The organism is Leptonema illini DSM 21528 (assembly GCF_000243335.1).
Taxonomy (GTDB): Bacteria; Spirochaetota; Leptospiria; order Leptospirales; family Leptonemataceae; genus Leptonema; species Leptonema illini.
The window spans coordinates 85241-102160 of record NZ_JH597775.1 but is presented as its reverse complement, the minus strand read 5'-3'; the positions used below and the strand labels follow the sequence as shown (position 1 = coordinate 102160).

Genomic DNA, 16920 nt, shown 5'->3' with positions numbered 1-16920 from the left:
GCCCCTGCCAGGCGGGGAAGCAAATTTCAGTTTACCGCTGGGGGCCTCAAAAAAAAATGGCACAGGCGTTCGTCGCCGCAGATTCAAGCAGGAGTGCCGAAATGACTGTCGATACCCTGAGTGCTAAGAAAGGCTCTCGCAGATCCTCTGAGAAGATGACCGTTGTCGATTCTCTGGCGGCTGCCTATGAGAAACAGGATCTTACACCCGAAGAGTGGGATTTTGCCCGATCGTTTTTTGATGAAGACTTTGATATTCAGACCCTCAGCCGCGAATCGCTTGAGCGATTCTTTGCCGTGTTGCGTGACATTACCGATCGCATCGCGCTGATGAATTCGCCGTATCCATCCGATCTGGAAAAGGCCTTCTCGCAACTCGAAGAGTTCATGGCCGGATGCGGCCGCCTGAGTATAGAAAGGATGAACGAGGCCGTTCGTCTCTTCCATATCAGCCACCTTACCTTCCACCGGGAAATCATTGCCGACATTATTGCAGAGGCGCGAAACCTTCTGCTTGATGATCGTCGCCCCTTTCTCCAGCGACTTGTGACCTATCATCGTGATTACACGCGCTGGCTGGGAAAGCTCGAAAAACGTTTCATATGAATACTTGACAGAGTCGACACGTTTATCAATCTTCTTCCAGAAGCGCCGCTTCTGGAGGTCTGACTTGTCGTTCTTTTCGTATGCACGTGCTCTTTATAAGGCCGTCTTCCGCCGCCCGCTTTTGATCGTTCCTGTGTTCCTTTCTTTTTGCGCAGGGCCTGTTCGAGAGACGGCTCCGGGGCCGGATTTACCGGCCATTGCTCCGTATGATCTTACGGAGGCCCTCATTCCTCATCCTATAGATGAGAGAAAGGACATTCGCGTACACCTGCACTTTGATGCAGGTATCGATGAAGGGCTCAAGTTACGCATCATTGCATTCCTCAGTCAGCGGCAAAATACATCGGGACCTCTCTCTCCGTGGCCTGCGGTCTTTTCAGAGACGGAGGGGCCTTCGTTCAGCCACCGGCTTCTGTTCCGGCCGGCTGAAGGCGGCGTTGCGGTAACGGCCTTTGAACTTGTCGCAGGCAAGGAAAAAGAGCTACAGTCTATTCAGCTGAGTCTGGCAGAGCCCGCGAAAGACGACGGCGGCGTGCATATCGAACAATCAGGTCGGGCTGTCGTCGTAGCACATGGTTATCCGGACCTTGCCGACGATTCGCGAAAGATGCTGCTTGCACTGGCGGAGAGACTTGGTACCGGCACGTTGCGCATCACTTCGCCTTCTCGCTCCGACGTCTTTCTTAAAGAAAACGGCGCTCTGCTTCCTCTGGGAGCGACGCCCGTCGACGTACAGATAAGATCGGGCATTCGTGAGATCGTTATTCGACGTCAGGGACAGCCCGAGCAGAGAAAAAGCGTTCGTGTGCCTGACGGCGGCGAGCGGATGCTGATGGCCGCCTGGAGCGATGACTCCGATCCAGGAAGCGCCTTGATCTTTACGTCGCCCGACGGGTATCGCCTCGCTCTTGATGGGGAGGTGATCGGCGAAGCGCCGGTGGCCCGTCCCGGCGTACTTGCCGGAGTGTATGAGCTTGAGATCGCCGAAAAATCCGGCGAGCAGGATTTTAGAGTCGTTACAGTCGATCGTTTACAGGTAAGCGGCGGTCGGCGGGTCGATCGCTTTTATCCGTTTGAATATTATCTGGCGTTTCGCGGCGCTTCTTTGAAATCGGCGCTCGAATCCGGACTCTGGAGTTATACATCCTCCGATCAGCGCTTTTATATCGCCGACTTCGACAGACCGGCTCTGTCGGCCCGCTCGGGCCTTTCCAGCATACCGATCGGCGCCGAGAGGTTGCAGCTTGAAGCCATTCTTCCCGATCAGGCGGCGTCGTTCGGCATGTATTCCGAGGGAGATCGTTTCCTGATCGAACCTTCGGCCGACGACATACGCCTGCGGCTGGAGATTCAGGGCAAGGTGCAGGTTTATACGTTTAAGAGAGAGCAGGGAAGGCAGATCTATATTTTCGCCGATCTTGATCGTACTGCCGGGACTCTCGCTCTGCGCATCAACGGGAAGTCCTTTTATGACGGAGCATTCACGGTTCCCTCCGCCGTGCGGTTGATCACGATCGGATCTCAGGCCGGATCAAAACCGCCCGAGGAGATTCTATTACGCAGCGGTTCTCGTACAGGCGGGATGTTCTTTCGCGCAGGCCGCTTCTTCTGGTATGAATTCAAATCAATGAGTGGTTCTCCGCTTCGTCTTCGCGAGGACGATAAGAGTAAGGGCGATCGATGAAAGAACGATCGAGAAAAGGCAGACTGATGAAACGACTGATAGTTATTACTACGTTAACAATTCTGGCATCCTGCGCCACGCAGGAAGTCCGACGATCCGAGGCAAAGGACACGGCCATCGCCGGCGATCCCGTGCAATCCGCTCGTATTCGATCTCTTCTCGATCAGGGCAATCTTGCTCTGGTGCGACGCGATTTCAGAACGGCAGAAAAGAAGGCAGAGGAATCGCTGCAGGTTCTGCCGACCTTTCAGGGGCATTATCTGCTGGGGATGGTCTATAAAGAAGAAGGCAAAACCGATGAGGCGTTACAGTCCCTTTTAAGAGCGGAGGAACTTGCTCCCGATCAGGAGCAGATCCTTCTTTCTCTCGGGTTGATCTATGGCTCAAGAGGCGATCTTGACCTGTCGCTGAAAAGATTCCAGCGACTGCTGGAGCTGCATCCCGATGATCCGGCGTATAACTATCGTGCCGGAGTCCTTAATAAGGAAAAAAAGAGCTACGAACGCTCTCTATCTCTTTTAAAAAAGGCCGACGTCGACGGCTTTGAGTATCGCGACCAGGCTCTGTTGCAACTTGGAGACGTTTGCCTTGAGCTGCGACGTTTCGACGAAGCCGATGAATACTTCCGTCGGGCGCAGCGGGCCAATCCGAAGATGCAGGATGCTCTGAAGGGGAGCGATGCCAGTCAGACGGCCCGGTTACTTGAGCAGGGGAACCTTTTCTTCCGTAAAAAGGATTATGCGCGCGCCGAGGCATCTTTTCGCGAGGCGATGCAGCTCAGCCCCCGTTCGCCGGGACCGCGTTTGCAGCTGGGCTCGGTGTTCCTGGCCCGCGGGAACGTTGCTGGAGCGCGCAAGGAGTTCGAAGAGGCACTGCGTGTCAGTCCTGAAAGCAGAGAGGCGCGCATCCTGATCGCCTCGACGGCAAGAAGACAGGCCGATTATGATCGCTCTCTTAAAGTAATCGAAGAGGGACTGCGTCGAAATCCCGACGATGCCGAGCTTCTCAATCAGCTCGGGCTGCATTATGCGGCGCAGGGCGATCGCGAGAAGGCCGTGATGATCTTCGAACGGATTCTTACAAAGGACGAAAGGTTTATTCCCGCGCGCAAAAACGCTCTCTTTCAGTACATCGAGCTCGGCCGTTTTGCCGATGCGCGTCGTCACCTTGCGGTGATTCAAAAGACCGAATCCGGCCCGGAATGGAAAGAGACGGCAGAGCGCATTCAGATTCACGAGATGCTTGAACGCGGCCATGCCTTGTTCGGCAGAGGTCAGTACAGACGCGCCGAGACGGAATACACGAAGGCGCTGCGTCTGAAGAAGGACTATGCTCCGACGCTGATCGCCATCGGCAGGGCCCGGCTGCTCAACAATAACTTCAAAGGCGCCGAGGCGGCCTTTCGCACCGTGAGAGCCTCTGAGCCGGCTAACCCCGAGGCCCTTGAAGGTCTGCTTTCCCTGTATCAGAAAACGGGCAATACGCGCGCACGATCGGCGCTTCAGCGTGAGATCCAGCAGATGTCGGCCACGAACCCAGAGGTGCTTCTTGCCTTTGCCCGTATGAAAGAGGACGAGGGTCGCCGTGATGAGGCATATCAGGAATATCGCTCTCTGCTTGCCCGGCTTCCGGGGAACGCCTATGTAAAAAGGCGCATGGCCGGCATTCAGATCGAGTACGCCATCGAGAAGAACGCGCGCAACCGCTTCGATGAGGCCGCATCTCATCTGAAAGAGGCGGAGCGCCTTGATCCGGCGCATCCGGCGCTTGCGCGAAATCGTCAGATTATTGAAGAGAACCGCAAATTCCGACATCTTATTCCCGAGATCGAAAGGGCTGAAGAGTCCTTCCGTCGAGCTGAGTATAAAAAGGCGGAGGATCAGTTCTCACGCCTCTATCGCCAGTGGCAGCGGCCTTCTTTTCTCGTGCGACTTGCCGAGATCCGCTTTGAAACGGGACGCGAGGCAGCCGGACAGGCCATGCTGATCGAAGCCCTGAAAAAAGACCCGGCAGGCATCGAGTATCGCGAGGCCCTGTATTCAAGGTTGCTTGATCGCAGGCAGCTCGATGAGGCCGAGCAGGGCTTCAAGAAGATCCTTGCAGAAGACGAGTCGGCCTTCTTCTCTTCGTATAAGTTAGGCGTCATCGAGATGCTCCGCGAGAGATATGATCGAGCGCTTGAGCACATGCAACAGGCCCTGCTCTACAGGCCCGACTTTTTACCCGCCCGTATCGCTCGCGGCGTGATCTACTACGAACAGGAAAAGAAAGCGGAGGCCAGGCGAGAGTTTGAAGAGGCGCGCAAGATTGAAAGGCACGGGCAGGAGCTTGCTCTGCTCAACCTCGCTCTGATGGAATGGAACGACGGCAGCCAGCGAACGGAGCGCGCCCTCACCGAACTGACGCGCATCTATCCGGACTTTGCCGATCCGCACTATCATCTGGCCTATCTGCACTATTCGAAGGGAAACCAGCGAGCGGCCCTTCAGAGCATCGATAGGGCGCTTGCCATTCAGAAGACGCCGGAGTTCCTCTTTGCCCGTATCGAGATCCTCGATAAGATGAAGTCCCGCGAGCTTGAGGCTTCGGGTCGACAGTTCCTGAAAGAGTATCCGGGGGACGATCGGGCCGGTAAGGTGCGACGGTTGCTTGCCAGCGCCGGCGGACAGAAGGACTTTCTCGAACCCGCCATGCGCTATCCTGCAGGCAATGATCCCGTCTATGCCTTCGCCGAGTCTTTTCTTATCGTGCGCAAGGACATGGTCCTCGGCGTGGAGCGCGGCACGGACAGAGTTCTCTTTCAGGTCGATGTTAAGCCTGTAGCCCATCATCTCGATGGATTCCTGTTAGTGCTTGAAAAGGGTCGCCTGCGCAGCTTTGATCCGATAACGGGCGAGGAGCTTCTGCCTGTTGCCGTGCCGGCCACCGCCTGTGACGTTTCGGGGACCGGGGCTGATCCCATCGTGCAGCTGCAATGCGGGAACAGGCCGGCGGTCTTTCGAAAGGCGCGCACGACGGCCGAATACACCGCTCCAGTCGGTGCGAAGATGATTGCGCTTAACTCGGGGGCAGATGCAAAGACGAGCTATGCCGTCTACGTTGCAAATAAGATTACCTTGCTTGATTCTGAGCTGAAGGCAAAGGCTGATTTTACAGCGCCTTCACGAATCGAAGATCTTCGTGTTGCCGATGATGGTTCAAGGATCATCTTGCAGACGGCCTCAGAGCTAATCTTTTTAAGCGCAGATTCTCTTTCAAAAGAAAGAGGCATCGCCCTGAAGGGGCGTAAGGCGGTGCTTGCTTCGCAACCGATTCTTGTTTCTGGGAATACGGTGGATCTTTTTTCTCATGATGGGAAGGAAATCGGCTCATTTAAGCTGCCAGAAAATCCGATCAGTCTTGAAACGATTTCCGTCGTCTCATCTGATAGAATCAGCTTTATAGGTCGCAACCGGCAATTGCTGCTTGTGAATAAAGAGGGACAGGTTCTTCTCAGAGAGAATCTGAGCGGCGCCTCTATCTACAGCGTTCGTATAGGGAAATGAGCGAGAATTTTTTGCATCAGGACAGTATTGCAGATAGAAAAACGGAGTTGCGGTCCAGCTCCGTTGTCTGTTTGTAGAGGAAAAGCCCGCCGGGCAGGAGTTTTGCATGACCGATCTCCATACAGAAAAAGATGAAAAGAAACAGCTACGCTGGCGTTATTATATCGACCGGAAGTTCCAGAATGTATTTATTCTGCGGTTCTCAGCCATAGTGCTTCTTGTCGTAGCCTTTACACTTGGAATACTCTGGATGATACGCGAGAATCCGTATCCGCTTCTTTCAGAAGAAGGCGGCGTTCTGATTTCTATGAGTACCGAACAAACGTTGAGCTGTCAGAGCGCCGACGGAGCCATCGTTCAGATGGGCGTTCCGGGCCGCATCTTCAACGCCTTTGATCTGTACTGGGTGCCTATCGTCTTTGTAAGTAGCATTAATCTCGTGCTGCTCGTCGTCTTCGGCCTTTTCTATTCGCATTCGATGGCCGGGCCTGTGCATAACATGCGCAAGACCCTGCAGGAGATGGCGGAGGGCGGCCCGGTTCGTCCGATCCGCATTCGCAGAGGGGATCAGTTCCAGGAGCTTGTGGACGACATCAACACGCTGATCGAAAAGAGGGTGAAATAAATGAAATACTGGATGATGCTCGTTCTTTTTTGCCTCTTCGCTCCGGCCGCCCTCCTGGCGCAGGAGACCGCACCTATCTTCAACCGCATACCGGCTAACGAGAAGGGCGTCGAAGAGCTCACTCGGTTGCTCTCTGATCCAAGCGTGCGTATTGAAGAGAAATCCAACGCCGTAGATCGTCTCGGCGTGCTTGCCCGTCAGCTGTATAACTCTGACTTCCCGCCCGAGAAGCTGTATAACCCGATGCTCGGCGCTCTGACTCCGCGATCCGAGGAGCCGTATCATCACGTGCTTCGCATCCATATCTGTCAGGCCCTGGGTAACTTCTGGAATCTGAAAGGCGGCCAGGATCTGATCCCCGCTCTCGGACGTCGTCTACAGGATTTACAGGAGCATGAAGAGGTGCGCATCGCCGCCGCTCTGTCGCTCGGCAAGTTCCGCAATCAATCCGAGATGGCGGCTCAGGAGCTGCTTGGCGCCCTTGATAAAGAGGTGGAACGCGGCCCGCAATCCGACAACATCACCGTCGTCACGGCCGTCGTTCAGGGCCTGGGTACGCTCGGCGATAAGCGGGCCTTTGTTCCGCTCATGAAGATCATCAAGTCGCGCTTCCCGGCCGGCGTGAAAAAAGAAGCCCAGCGCTCTCTCGAAAGCATCCGCTGGGATTGATAGCGTTGTACCGGCCGGATGAGAAGTCCGGTCGGAGCCTGGTGGCGGAGTAACGGCGAATTCCAATTCCGGACCTGTTTCGTTGCAGGAACGAAGGTGAAAACGCCCTCCGGCTACCGCAATATCGAGGATATTCGCGCCGGGGATAAGGTTCTCTCATATAACGAGACGACAAAACGCATTGAGGTGCAGACGGTAAAGCAGACGTTCATCCGTAAAACCGACCGTATCTACACGCTGGTCTATGACACCGGCACAAAACTGCAAACGACGGCCACCCACCCCTTCTACATAGAAGGCAAAGGCTGGGTGAAGGCGGCCGACCTGCATGTCGGTGACGACTCGCTGCTTGCCGGTGAAGTGTCGCAGCTCGATGTATACGGCGGAGCTCGCCTACAGAACGTCTCCTACAGGCAATCGAAGCAGGGCGTGATCGTGGGGATTACGGTCGAGGACCGAGCCGAGACGGTGTATAACTTCGAGGTGAACGAGACGCATACCTATCTGGTGGGTGAGAGCGATGTGGTTGTGCATAATGCGCAGGGGTATTCACCTGAAGAGGTAAAAGAGCTTATAGAAAAGGCTACTGGTCCCTACTATCAGCATGGTGGCGAATTACAGGAAAAAATTCGCGATGCCATTCAGAGGGAAATAGATGAGGCCAACATTGACGACCCAGCATTGAAGCGTTCTTTTGAAACGCAGTATGTACCTCATACTGCAACGCAGAGTTGCTTTATGAATAGTCTATACCTATTCGTATCTGAATTGAATCCGGGCTCTGTACCGTCTTATGAAAAATTCATAATAGATGGGGCAAGCGACGGGATGATTATAAAGGACAGGAACGACGGTGGATTTGCCCGGGTTGAAAAACCGTATGAACTGATGACAAAATATCTCAGCCCGGATCAAAAATTGAAAGTGGTAGATGGAGCAGATGGTGCAGGGCTTCAATCCTTCATGAAATCATCAGCCAATATTGCTCTTATGAGAAATGACGTACATACTTGGCTTGTAGTGAAACAAAAAGAAGCGGATGGGAAAACATCTGTTCGGTATGTTGATACTTACTATAAAGATAGAAATGGGAAGACAGACTACAAATATAAGCCCCATACTGTGATTTATGCGGAGTCAGCGAAATGAGCAAGCGAGCTGGAGCGGTTACTCTTTTCGGGGCGTTCGTCGCTCTATCATTGCTAATGACTATCTCTTGCAACGCTCCCCCGTATTCGATAAGAAAGCAGCAGCCAACAGATCATTGGCTTTTGCTTCTAAGCTCAAAAGAGCTTTATTCTGAACCTCTGGAATTTGGTGCAGAGAAAAGCGTAATAGGTGTTTGTCCTGTCGGCACTATCGTTCGTGAGAAGCAAGAGGTGATTTTACAGCCGCAGAAGAAGTTCGCTCGGTTAGAGATTCTTTCTGAGGTGGATTGCGGGAGCATTCATGGTTTTCTGAGATATGCCGACGATGTCATCCTTCGCCCAGTAGATGGGTATGATAGTCTGCTTACAAAACGCGAACAGTACTTGGCTGCATTTAAAGCATATCAACTTCTGTCAGGGGAATACTTTTGTGGTGACTTGAGTCTTGAACTTTGGCGTCCTTTAAAGGAGCCAGAATTCATTGAGATTTCTTTGAAACAGGCCAAGGGAAATTTTCTTGTGAAAGGGCTGCCTCTTTTTAAGAGTGTCGAACCAGTAGTGATTACTATAAAAAACATTACAGTTTCCGCCCCTTTGGCGGAAGATGGAACCTATAGTATTGAAGGCCTGCAACCGACTCAGTTAATAACCTGCGACGGACGCTGGACGAGGAAACCACCCGTTTCACCAGACGATTAAGAGAAGTCTGTCTCTCCAGTTAACCCCTATCTCGCAGCGGCCGTCATGGCGCTGATCTTGGCGTTATTCACGTAGAGGCGCACAAACTTCTTGATGGCCTTCTTGTCTTCGTCGGTTAGAGTCTGCACTTCCTGAAACAGCTCGAGCATCTCCACGTCGTCGAAGTTGGCGCGTGCTGCGCCTTCCTCTGCTCCGTCGAGTAGGTAGTCTTTGGAAACGCCGAGGGCATCACAGAGCTTCTTGATTTTGTCAGCCGTAGGCTGTGAGTCGCCCCGTTCGTAACGACCGATCTGGTTCTGGTGTATGCCTATGGCGCGTGCAAGATCGCCCTGCGACATGCCTTTTTCGATTCGGCGCCTCTGGAGCCGTTCTCCAAAACTTCCGACATCAGCCTTTCTTTTCTGAACGTTTACCGACATACCTGTAACATTTTTGCATCCTGCTTTTCTTCTGTCGACCATTTGGCCTTCACTTTAGGGTATTTGTGCTACAGAAAGTGCTTGCATAAAAACAACATATCCTGTATTGGTTCTACAGTTTAGTGTTCAAATCGTCTTTCGCGAAATTTTCCCGCCCCGGAGGCCTGCCATGCCGCTTACCCCGCCGTCTGTGCTAGAACAGCTTAAGAAAGAGACCGATCTTGCCCGGCTTGTGGCCTCTTATGGGATTTCGCTTAAACGGGCCGGGAAGGATCTTGTGGGGCGGTGTCCTTTCCATAAGGACGATACGCCGTCCTTTGTAGTCACGCCGGGCAAGAACCTCTGGCACTGCTTCGGCTGTGGAGCGGGTGGCGATGCGATCGAGTTTTTGATGCAGAAGGAGGGTCTGGACTTCCCGGCGGCCGTAGAACGGTTGCAGCGGTTTACGGGCAACGCGAGCAATGCAGGCGACGCCGATGCGTCTCATCCGTCCAACCCTGCCGACAACGTGCCTGCTTCCCTTACGGGAGCTATGGCCGCCGACCTTCTTACGTCTGTTGTGGAACACTATCATAAGACGCTCAAGAATGATTCCGGGGCGTTGCGGTATCTGGAATCCCGTGGCCTTGCATCAGCAGAGGCCGGGGCTGAGGCTATCGTTAGATTCGGCGTGGGTTATGCAGACGGTAGCCTGTCGGGCATCCTGCCAACCCCTCAGTCTAAAGAAGGCGAGTTGATCCGGGGCCTACTCAAGAAGATGGGGCTTATGCGGTCGGGAACGGGGCATGAGCACTTCGAGGGCTGTATAACCTTTCCCGTCTTTGATGAGCGAGGCGTTCTGTGCGGGATGTATGGCCGACGTCTCAGTAACAAGCATCGGGTGAAGCATCTGTATCTACCGGGTCCGCATCGTGGCATCTGGAATCGGGATGCGTATAACCAGCCCGATCTGATTCTCTGCGAGTCGATCATCGATGCGATGAGCTTCTACGTGCATGGTCTCAGGAACGTGAGCTGCGCCTATGGCATCGAGGGCTTTACCGATGAGATGATGCAGGCGCTGCGGACTGGAAACGTGAAGCGGCTGTATATTGCCTTTGATGCGGATCGTCCGGGAAACGATGCGTCCATAAGGCTTGCAAAGAGGCTCGCCGCAGAGCTGCCCGGTCTGGAATGCCTGCGAATTCTTTTGCCGATGGGGCTTGATGCAAACGATTACATTCTGCGATTGATGGATCCTGCCGGCGGACTCCGTGAGCTGGTGGCCATAGCCCGTCCCGTTCTGGAATCACCCGATCTGGCGAAGACCCCGGTCCTGCCGGTGCACATAGAAGAGATCCCCGCGAAGATGGTGCGTAAGGCTCCCCCGGAGCCGGAATGCACGGTAAACGGCGATGAGGTGCGGCTTGCGTATGGTGAGAGACGCTACCGGGTGCGTGGGTTATACAAGAACACAACCGACCACCTCATGAAGATCAACCTCCGCGTATCCCTCGGCGACGTCTATCATGTCGATACGTTTGATCTTCTTTCAGCGAAATCCCGCCTGTCCTTTATCGAGCAGGCAGCGGGCGAGCTTGCCGTCGACCATGAGATACTCAAGCATGACCTCGGGCGCATCCTCTCCACGCTGGAAGAGCTACAGGAGAAGCGCCTTCGCGAGACGCTCAGGCCCGAGCAGGATGTCGTCGAGATTCCGGAGGACAGACGCAAGAAGGCGATCGCTTATCTTAAAGATCCGGCTCTTGTACGTAACATCGTCGCCGACTTTGAGCGATGCGGCCTTGTGGGCGAGCGCATCAATTCCCTGATCGGCTATCTGGGCACTGTGTCGAGAAAGACAGAGGCTCCCCTTGCCATCATTATACAGTCGAGTTCCTCGGCTGGTAAGTCCACCCTCATGGACGCCCTGCTTGCCTTTGTGCCAGAAGAGGACCGGATCAAGTTCTCGATGATGACGGGGCAATCCCTCTATTACATGCAGTCGCGAAGCCTCAAACACCGGATTCTTGCCATAGCAGAAGAGGAAGGCGTGGAGCGTGCGAAGTATGCCATCAAGATCTTACAGAGCGAGGGCCGTATAACGATCGCAACGACGATCCGTGATCCGGCAACGGGGCTTCCCGATACGAAGGAATTCGAGGTGGAGGGTCCGGTGATGATTCTACTCACAACGACAAACACCGAGATCGACGAGGAGCTCTTAAACCGCTGCCTTGTGATCACCATCAACGAAGACCGGGAACAGACAAGACGCATCCAGTCGTTACAGAGACACAGGCGCACCGCTGCGGGGCTTACCGCCGGGCGGCATGATGCCGTGCATCTGCGAGAGCTGCATGCCGATGCACAGAGGCTTCTTAGAACGTTACCCGTCGTGATTCCTGACGTTGAGCTTCTTGACTTTCCCGATACACAACTGCGCATGCGACGGGATCATGAGAAGTTCCTGACGCTGATTGAGACGGTTGCGTTTCTGCATCAGTATCAACGAGAGATCCGCAAAGAGGGCGACATGGAATACATCGTCGCCACAGAAGAGGACGTCGCCCTTGCAGCATTCCTTGCCGGTGAAGTCTTTGGCATCTCGCTTGATGATCTTGCTCCGCAGACGAAGAGGCTTCTTACGCTTATAGAAGAGCTGGTGACGGAAGGAGCGGCACGGCATAGCGTTGAGAAGCGCATGTTCCGCTTTACGCGAAGAGACGTGCGTGAGTATACGAACTGGGGCGACTCAAGGCTGAAGAAACATATTGCCCGCCTTGAAGATCTGGAATATCTGCTTGTACATGGCGGCGGTCGCGGGCAGTTCATCGAGTATGAGCTGGCCTATAATGGAGAAGGCGACGACGGCTCTCCTTTTGTTCCGGGTCTAACGGCGGGTCGTTATGCTCCTTTAGGAGAGGAATTAGTAAACTTTCTAAAGGAGAAGTCACGCTTTTTTGATGAGAAGTCACGGCAAAACGAGCAGAAGTCACCCCCAAGTCACCCTCAAGTTACGGCCAAGTCACCCCTGAGTCACGGTCCAAAAAGCGCAGAAAAGGCCTTAAATCAGGGAACTTTTGCAGAAAAACGGGAAAAACGCTTAGAAAAAGGAATTGGGGGGTCATTTGCAAATCCCCGAACTCCTCCACAAAGTCATGCACGTGAGGCCGGTCTGTGAATGCGCCGGCTCGCAGGGGGAAAGCCGGCAGGCCTTCTGTAACGGCAAGGCGCCTTGCCACAATCCCGGGCAGACTGGCAGAGTTAGTACCGGCCTATCTCGACGACCTCTTGCAGCGGAACTTCTCGGTCGAGACGATCAAGGGCCGCCGCCGTGAGTTAACCGGCTTTGTGTTTTACTGTGCGGACCGGTCGGTGACGGATCCGTCCTCTCTTACGGTGTCGTTTATGGAGCGTTACCGCAAGCATGTAACGGGCCGGGTCTCTGAGAAGACGGGACGGCGCACGTCTGTCGTGACACAGATCCATCTTCTTTCCAGCGTGCGGGACTATCTGCGTTTTCTTGTGCGTAAGGGGTATATGCTCTTTAATCCGGCGCTTGAGGTGGAGCTTCCGCGTATGGGGCACAGGCTACCGCGTAACGTGCTCACCTCTGACGAGGCAGAACGAATTCTGATGATGCCCGACCTTACCGATCCTGTGGGGCTGCGCAATCGTGTGATTCTTGAGGTGCTCTATTCCTGTGCGGTGCGTCGGTCTGAGTTATGCGGCATCCGCACGAACGACATCGACTTTGCAGCGGGAACGGTCTTTATCCGTGAGGGTAAAGGCAAGACGGACCGTGTGGTGCCTGTGGGCGAGCGTGCCCTTCTCTGGATCGAGAAGTATCTCACGGAGGTCAGGCCTGCTTTTCTGAGTAAGGCGGTGCAGGATGACGGTCATCTCTTTTTAGGGGTCAAAGGGGAACGGCTCAAGAAAGACATGATTACCGACATTGTCACGAAGGCACGGCGTGCGGCAGGAGTTGAGAAGAACGGCTCATCGCATATGTTCCGGCATACGACGGCAACGCTGATGCTTGAGAACGGGGCGGACGTGCGTTATGTGCAGCAGATGCTCGGGCATAAGGAATTATCGAGCACGCAGATCTATACGCATGTAGCCATCCGCAAGCTCAAAGAGGTGCATGAGAAGACGCATCCGGCGAAGTTCCGGGAAGGCACGGTGAGGGGCGACACGGGTAACGCTGTGGCCGACAACGGTGCAACCGGTAGCAAAGCCGGCAACAAGACCGATGACCGTGCAGCTAACGATAAGAGCGGCAAAACAGGAGGCCGACCGTGAAGCGCATCGCCGTCGCCTCTCTTAAAGGCGGGGTCGGCAAGACGGCCGTCTCAGCGCTACTCTCACGGGCTCTTGCACGGTTAACCGGAAAGCCGGTCCTTGCGGTAGATCTGGATCACAACAACAACCTGACAGATTACTTCCTGAGAAACGTCGATGCCGATGTGATTGAATCGGCGAACGTCTATCATGTTCTAACGGGCAGAAGAAAGCTACATGACTGTATCTATGAGACAGGCAAGGCAGGCGAAACAGGTGGTGATGCAGCATGTAACGATGCTTGTGTTTCTGTGCTGCCGGCGACGCCGTATCTCTCCCGTTGTGGCGTCGAGCTGGTCCGAGATCCGGGTGCGGTGCTGCGTTTTGCGAGAATGATCAAAGATAGTGGTTATGAAACGGTGGTTCTTGATACTCCTCCGGCTTTATCCTTTGAGCTTACTTGTGCTCTTTATTCTTCCTGTACTGTACTTTCTCCTTTCTCTTTTAGCCGCTGGACGGTGCAGGGTTATCAGTTGCTGCGTGACGAGATTGCCGGCGTGGCCGAGGCAACATGGCACCGTCCGGCCCTGCGTGCGTTACCCGTGCAGGTAAACGACACGCAGGCGAAGAAGCTGCGTATGACGGGCATCGAGGGAATGCTGTCCTCTGTGATTCACCGCTCCGCTGCCATCAAGTCGGCCTGTGATTCCGGTAAGCCGCTGAAAGAAGGCAGTCGCAGCTACGAGGAGTTTCTATCCCTTGCAGAGGAGCTTGTATGATGAGTGATGAGAAATCGATAGATAAAGAGAAGGCCCGCGAAGAACGTCTGCGTCGTGATGCAGAACGCTTCCGTGAGAACATCAGCATTCCCCGACCCGGCACGAAGGCACCCGTTGACGTGCCTGTGCTTGAGCGTCACGGCATCGAGCTCTCCGATGTGCTGTATGTGCCGACGTCCACGCTTGTAGCGAATCCTCTCAATGACTATCCTCCTTTAGCTGCTCCAGAGATGGCCGAGCTCGTCACCGACATCAAAGAGAAAGGGATTCTGGTTCCTCTGATCAGCCGCCCCGATGGCGTGATCGTCTGTGGCCATAACCGGCATCGTGCCGCCCTTACAGCCGGGCTTGAACGTGTGCCTGTGCAGCGGATCCTCTCTCCCCTGACCGATGATCTTGAGCGAGAGATCATGAAATCCGAGAACGACCGGCGGCGTGGAGGCAACTGGTCCAGAGCGGAGAAGGAGAAGTTTATACGCGAGAACTTCGGGGAGGCGATTGCAGAAGACCGGCGTGGCGGCGACCACGGGAACCAGTATACGGGTGGCAAAAGTTCACTGAACTTTCGCCAGTCTGAGACTCTCGCAAAGTCGATCGAGAAGAAATCGAAAGGCCGTATTCCGGAAGGGACGGCGAAACGTCTTGTGGCGAAGATCCGTAAAGAGGCTCCTGTGACGGCCACCGTTCCGAAACTCACAGAAAAAGAACGGAAACGGGGCGAGAAGCTGGCCCTCCAGTTGAAGACCATCCGACAGACGCGGGCGATGCTTGAGAAGAAGCTTGCGACAACGAAGGAAGAGGAATCCCGCATCGTGAAGGAGCTGAAAACGATTGGACAGCCGGAGTTGTTTTTGAAGACACTGAATGCCGGAGCCGATTCTTGAATTCTCCCGCGAAACTTCCATATGGTGATAGAGCCCGCATCGACGATTCCAAGATCACAGATTATCTGCTTTCTTTGAGTCATCCGGTTGGATCGGGAAAAGCCCGCTTCTTTCTTGCGCTGGGCTACGATACCGAAAGCCTGAAGGCATCGCTTCTTTCTCTTGCCATAGCGGGCGAAGTTGTGCATCATGAAGTGAGTCCTTATGGCGAGAAATATGTGGTTGATGGAACGATTGTGAGTCCCCGGTCAAAGGAGGCTTACATCCGGACCGTGTGGATTATTGACAGGGGCGAGAAATGGCCGAGACTTGTAACGGCGCATCCGCAGGAGGCAAAATGAGAGAGCACGAACCTGTAGTTATTCTTGCAGACCGTCGGGAGCACGGTCTCCAGAAAGGCGATATCGGCGCCGTTGTCCATGTGTATGGTGACGGTGAGGCTTATGAAGTGGAGTTTGTGTCTGGAAACGGCCAGACAGTGGCGGTGCTTACTCTTGCCGCTTCTGAAATACGCTCACTCGCAAAAACCGAGATCCTTCACGTGAGAGAACTTGCATCTGCATAACCCCCGCCGCCCCGGCCTGCATAACGAGCCTCTTCTTCCGGGCTCGCAACCGCTGCGCTCTTTTCTTTAGTCGCTTCTTTTAACGGGAAGCATGCGCAGCGGAGAGCCCGGGTTCCTCCCGACTTTTCTACGTGCAGCAGGCGTCATGATTTGCGCCCCCTTTTTTCCTGGCCGCCCCCGCACCCCCGGCTAACCTTTTTTCCCCCCGGCCTCCGCTACGCTCCGGCCAAAATAGGAAGTTGATAGTAGCGGGGCGCTCATCAGGACAAAAGGGGGGCTTTGCACGGCTCCGTTTGCGCTGCCATGAGTCGCAGAGATCTTATGGGAATCCATAGCAAACGTCGCCGGCAAAAATCCCGCCGCCTGCCTTTAGAAAGAGCCTGCAAGGGCTAGGTCGGGCGGCGGCAACAGGCAGGACGGGGCGGCGGGGGAGCCTGCTACAGGCAGACGTGAGCGGCGGCTTCTCCCTCTTAGCTGCCCTGTCTTCGCGGCCTTCTTGCAGCTAAAGGAGGAAGCTGGCAGACGGAAAACGCTTGCGCTGGATGCTCTTGCATACTCTCCTGATCACACCTGTGATGCCTGTTTCTCTGGAAAAACGCCTGTATGGAAAATCTTCCGGCACCGGAAACGGCGCTAGGCGAATGCGTCGCGGGCGCAGAAAGGCGTTGAGAGAAACGAACATTGACGCAGTCCGGGCGGTCGGTTCCTGTAAGTGTTTCGTTGCAGGAACGAAGGTGAAAACGCCCTCCGGCTACCGCAATATCGAGGATATTCGCGCCGGGGATAAGGTTCTCTCATATAACGAGACGACAAAACGCATTGAGGTGCAGACGGTAAAGCAGACGTTCATCCGTAAAACCGACCGTATCTACACGCTGGTCTATGACACCGGCACAAAACTGCAAACGACGGCCACCCACCCCTTCTACATAGAAGGCAAAGGCTGGGTGAAGGCGGCCGACCTGCATGTCGGTGACGACTCGCTGCTTGCCGGTGAAGTGTCGCAGCTCGATGTATACGGCGGAGCTCGCC

At 54.6% G+C, this 16920-nt stretch carries 15 protein-coding genes; 14 read left to right on the top strand and 1 reads right to left on the bottom strand.

Annotation, left to right across the window (positions count from 1 at the left end):
• The first annotated feature begins 101 nt into the window (after window positions 1-101).
• From LEPIL_RS22700 to LEPIL_RS20940, 7 genes are all read left to right on the top strand, one after another.
• The gene (locus tag LEPIL_RS22700; RefSeq protein ID WP_002775851.1) at window positions 102-605 is read left to right on the top strand and encodes a hypothetical protein; all 504 of its coding nucleotides are present in this window, start codon (window positions 102-104) and stop codon (window positions 603-605) included.
• Window positions 606-669: 64 nt separating this feature from the next.
• Window positions 670-2289 (top strand): peptidase associated/transthyretin-like domain-containing protein, encoded by a 1620-nt coding sequence (locus LEPIL_RS20965; RefSeq protein ID WP_002775850.1) that lies wholly within the window; start codon window positions 670-672, stop codon window positions 2287-2289.
• Between the two features lie 26 nt (window positions 2290-2315).
• A complete protein-coding gene (locus LEPIL_RS20960) occupies window positions 2316-5834 on the top strand; it encodes a tetratricopeptide repeat protein (RefSeq protein ID WP_002775849.1) in 3519 nt (1172 codons plus the stop codon).
• A gap of 106 nt (window positions 5835-5940) precedes the next feature.
• Complete coding sequence (locus LEPIL_RS20955; RefSeq protein ID WP_002775848.1) at window positions 5941-6459, top strand: HAMP domain-containing protein; 519 nt, start codon at window positions 5941-5943, stop codon at window positions 6457-6459.
• Window positions 6460-7128 (top strand): HEAT repeat domain-containing protein, encoded by a 669-nt coding sequence (locus LEPIL_RS20950; protein ID WP_002775847.1) that lies wholly within the window; start codon window positions 6460-6462, stop codon window positions 7126-7128.
• 18 nt (window positions 7129-7146) lie between these two features.
• Complete coding sequence (locus LEPIL_RS20945) at window positions 7147-8277, top strand: polymorphic toxin-type HINT domain-containing protein (protein ID WP_002775846.1); 1131 nt, start codon at window positions 7147-7149, stop codon at window positions 8275-8277.
• Window positions 8274-8975 carry a hypothetical protein gene (locus tag LEPIL_RS20940; protein WP_002775845.1) on the top strand — a complete coding sequence of 234 codons (702 nt, stop codon included), beginning with the start codon at window positions 8274-8276 and terminating at the stop codon, window positions 8973-8975. Before LEPIL_RS20945 ends, LEPIL_RS20940 begins: the two co-directional genes overlap by 4 nt.
• Window positions 8976-9001: 26 nt before the next feature.
• Here LEPIL_RS20940 and LEPIL_RS20935 read toward each other — a convergent pair whose 3' ends face one another.
• A complete protein-coding gene (locus tag LEPIL_RS20935; RefSeq protein WP_002775844.1) occupies window positions 9002-9394 on the bottom strand; it encodes a helix-turn-helix domain-containing protein in 393 nt (130 codons plus the stop codon).
• A 190-nt stretch (window positions 9395-9584) separates the two neighbouring features.
• Here LEPIL_RS20935 and LEPIL_RS20930 point away from each other — a divergent pair, with 190 nt between their 5' ends.
• The 7 genes from LEPIL_RS20930 to LEPIL_RS23720 form a co-directional block, all read left to right on the top strand.
• Window positions 9585-12557 (top strand): CHC2 zinc finger domain-containing protein, encoded by a 2973-nt coding sequence (locus tag LEPIL_RS20930; protein ID WP_169314846.1) that lies wholly within the window; start codon window positions 9585-9587, stop codon window positions 12555-12557.
• On the top strand, window positions 12554-13681 hold the full coding sequence (locus tag LEPIL_RS20925) for a tyrosine-type recombinase/integrase (RefSeq protein ID WP_002775842.1): 1128 nt from the start codon (window positions 12554-12556) through the stop codon (window positions 13679-13681). The genes LEPIL_RS20930 and LEPIL_RS20925 overlap by 4 nt, the downstream gene beginning before the upstream one ends.
• Window positions 13678-14439 carry a ParA family protein gene (locus LEPIL_RS20920; RefSeq protein ID WP_002775841.1) on the top strand — a complete coding sequence of 254 codons (762 nt, stop codon included), beginning with the start codon at window positions 13678-13680 and terminating at the stop codon, window positions 14437-14439. The genes LEPIL_RS20925 and LEPIL_RS20920 overlap by 4 nt, the downstream gene beginning before the upstream one ends.
• Window positions 14439-15323 carry a ParB/RepB/Spo0J family partition protein gene (locus LEPIL_RS20915; protein ID WP_157135130.1) on the top strand — a complete coding sequence of 295 codons (885 nt, stop codon included), beginning with the start codon at window positions 14439-14441 and terminating at the stop codon, window positions 15321-15323. The genes LEPIL_RS20920 and LEPIL_RS20915 overlap by 1 nt, the downstream gene beginning before the upstream one ends.
• A complete protein-coding gene (locus LEPIL_RS20910) occupies window positions 15320-15664 on the top strand; it encodes a DUF6883 domain-containing protein (protein ID WP_002775839.1) in 345 nt (114 codons plus the stop codon). Before LEPIL_RS20915 ends, LEPIL_RS20910 begins: the two co-directional genes overlap by 4 nt.
• Window positions 15661-15888, top strand: coding sequence for a DUF4926 domain-containing protein (locus LEPIL_RS20905; RefSeq protein WP_002775838.1), 228 nt, complete (start codon window positions 15661-15663; stop codon window positions 15886-15888). Before LEPIL_RS20910 ends, LEPIL_RS20905 begins: the two co-directional genes overlap by 4 nt.
• Window positions 15889-16622: 734 nt before the next feature.
• Window positions 16623-16920 (top strand): polymorphic toxin-type HINT domain-containing protein (locus LEPIL_RS23720; RefSeq protein WP_246811976.1); only part of this gene is annotated, 298 nt, incomplete at its 3' end.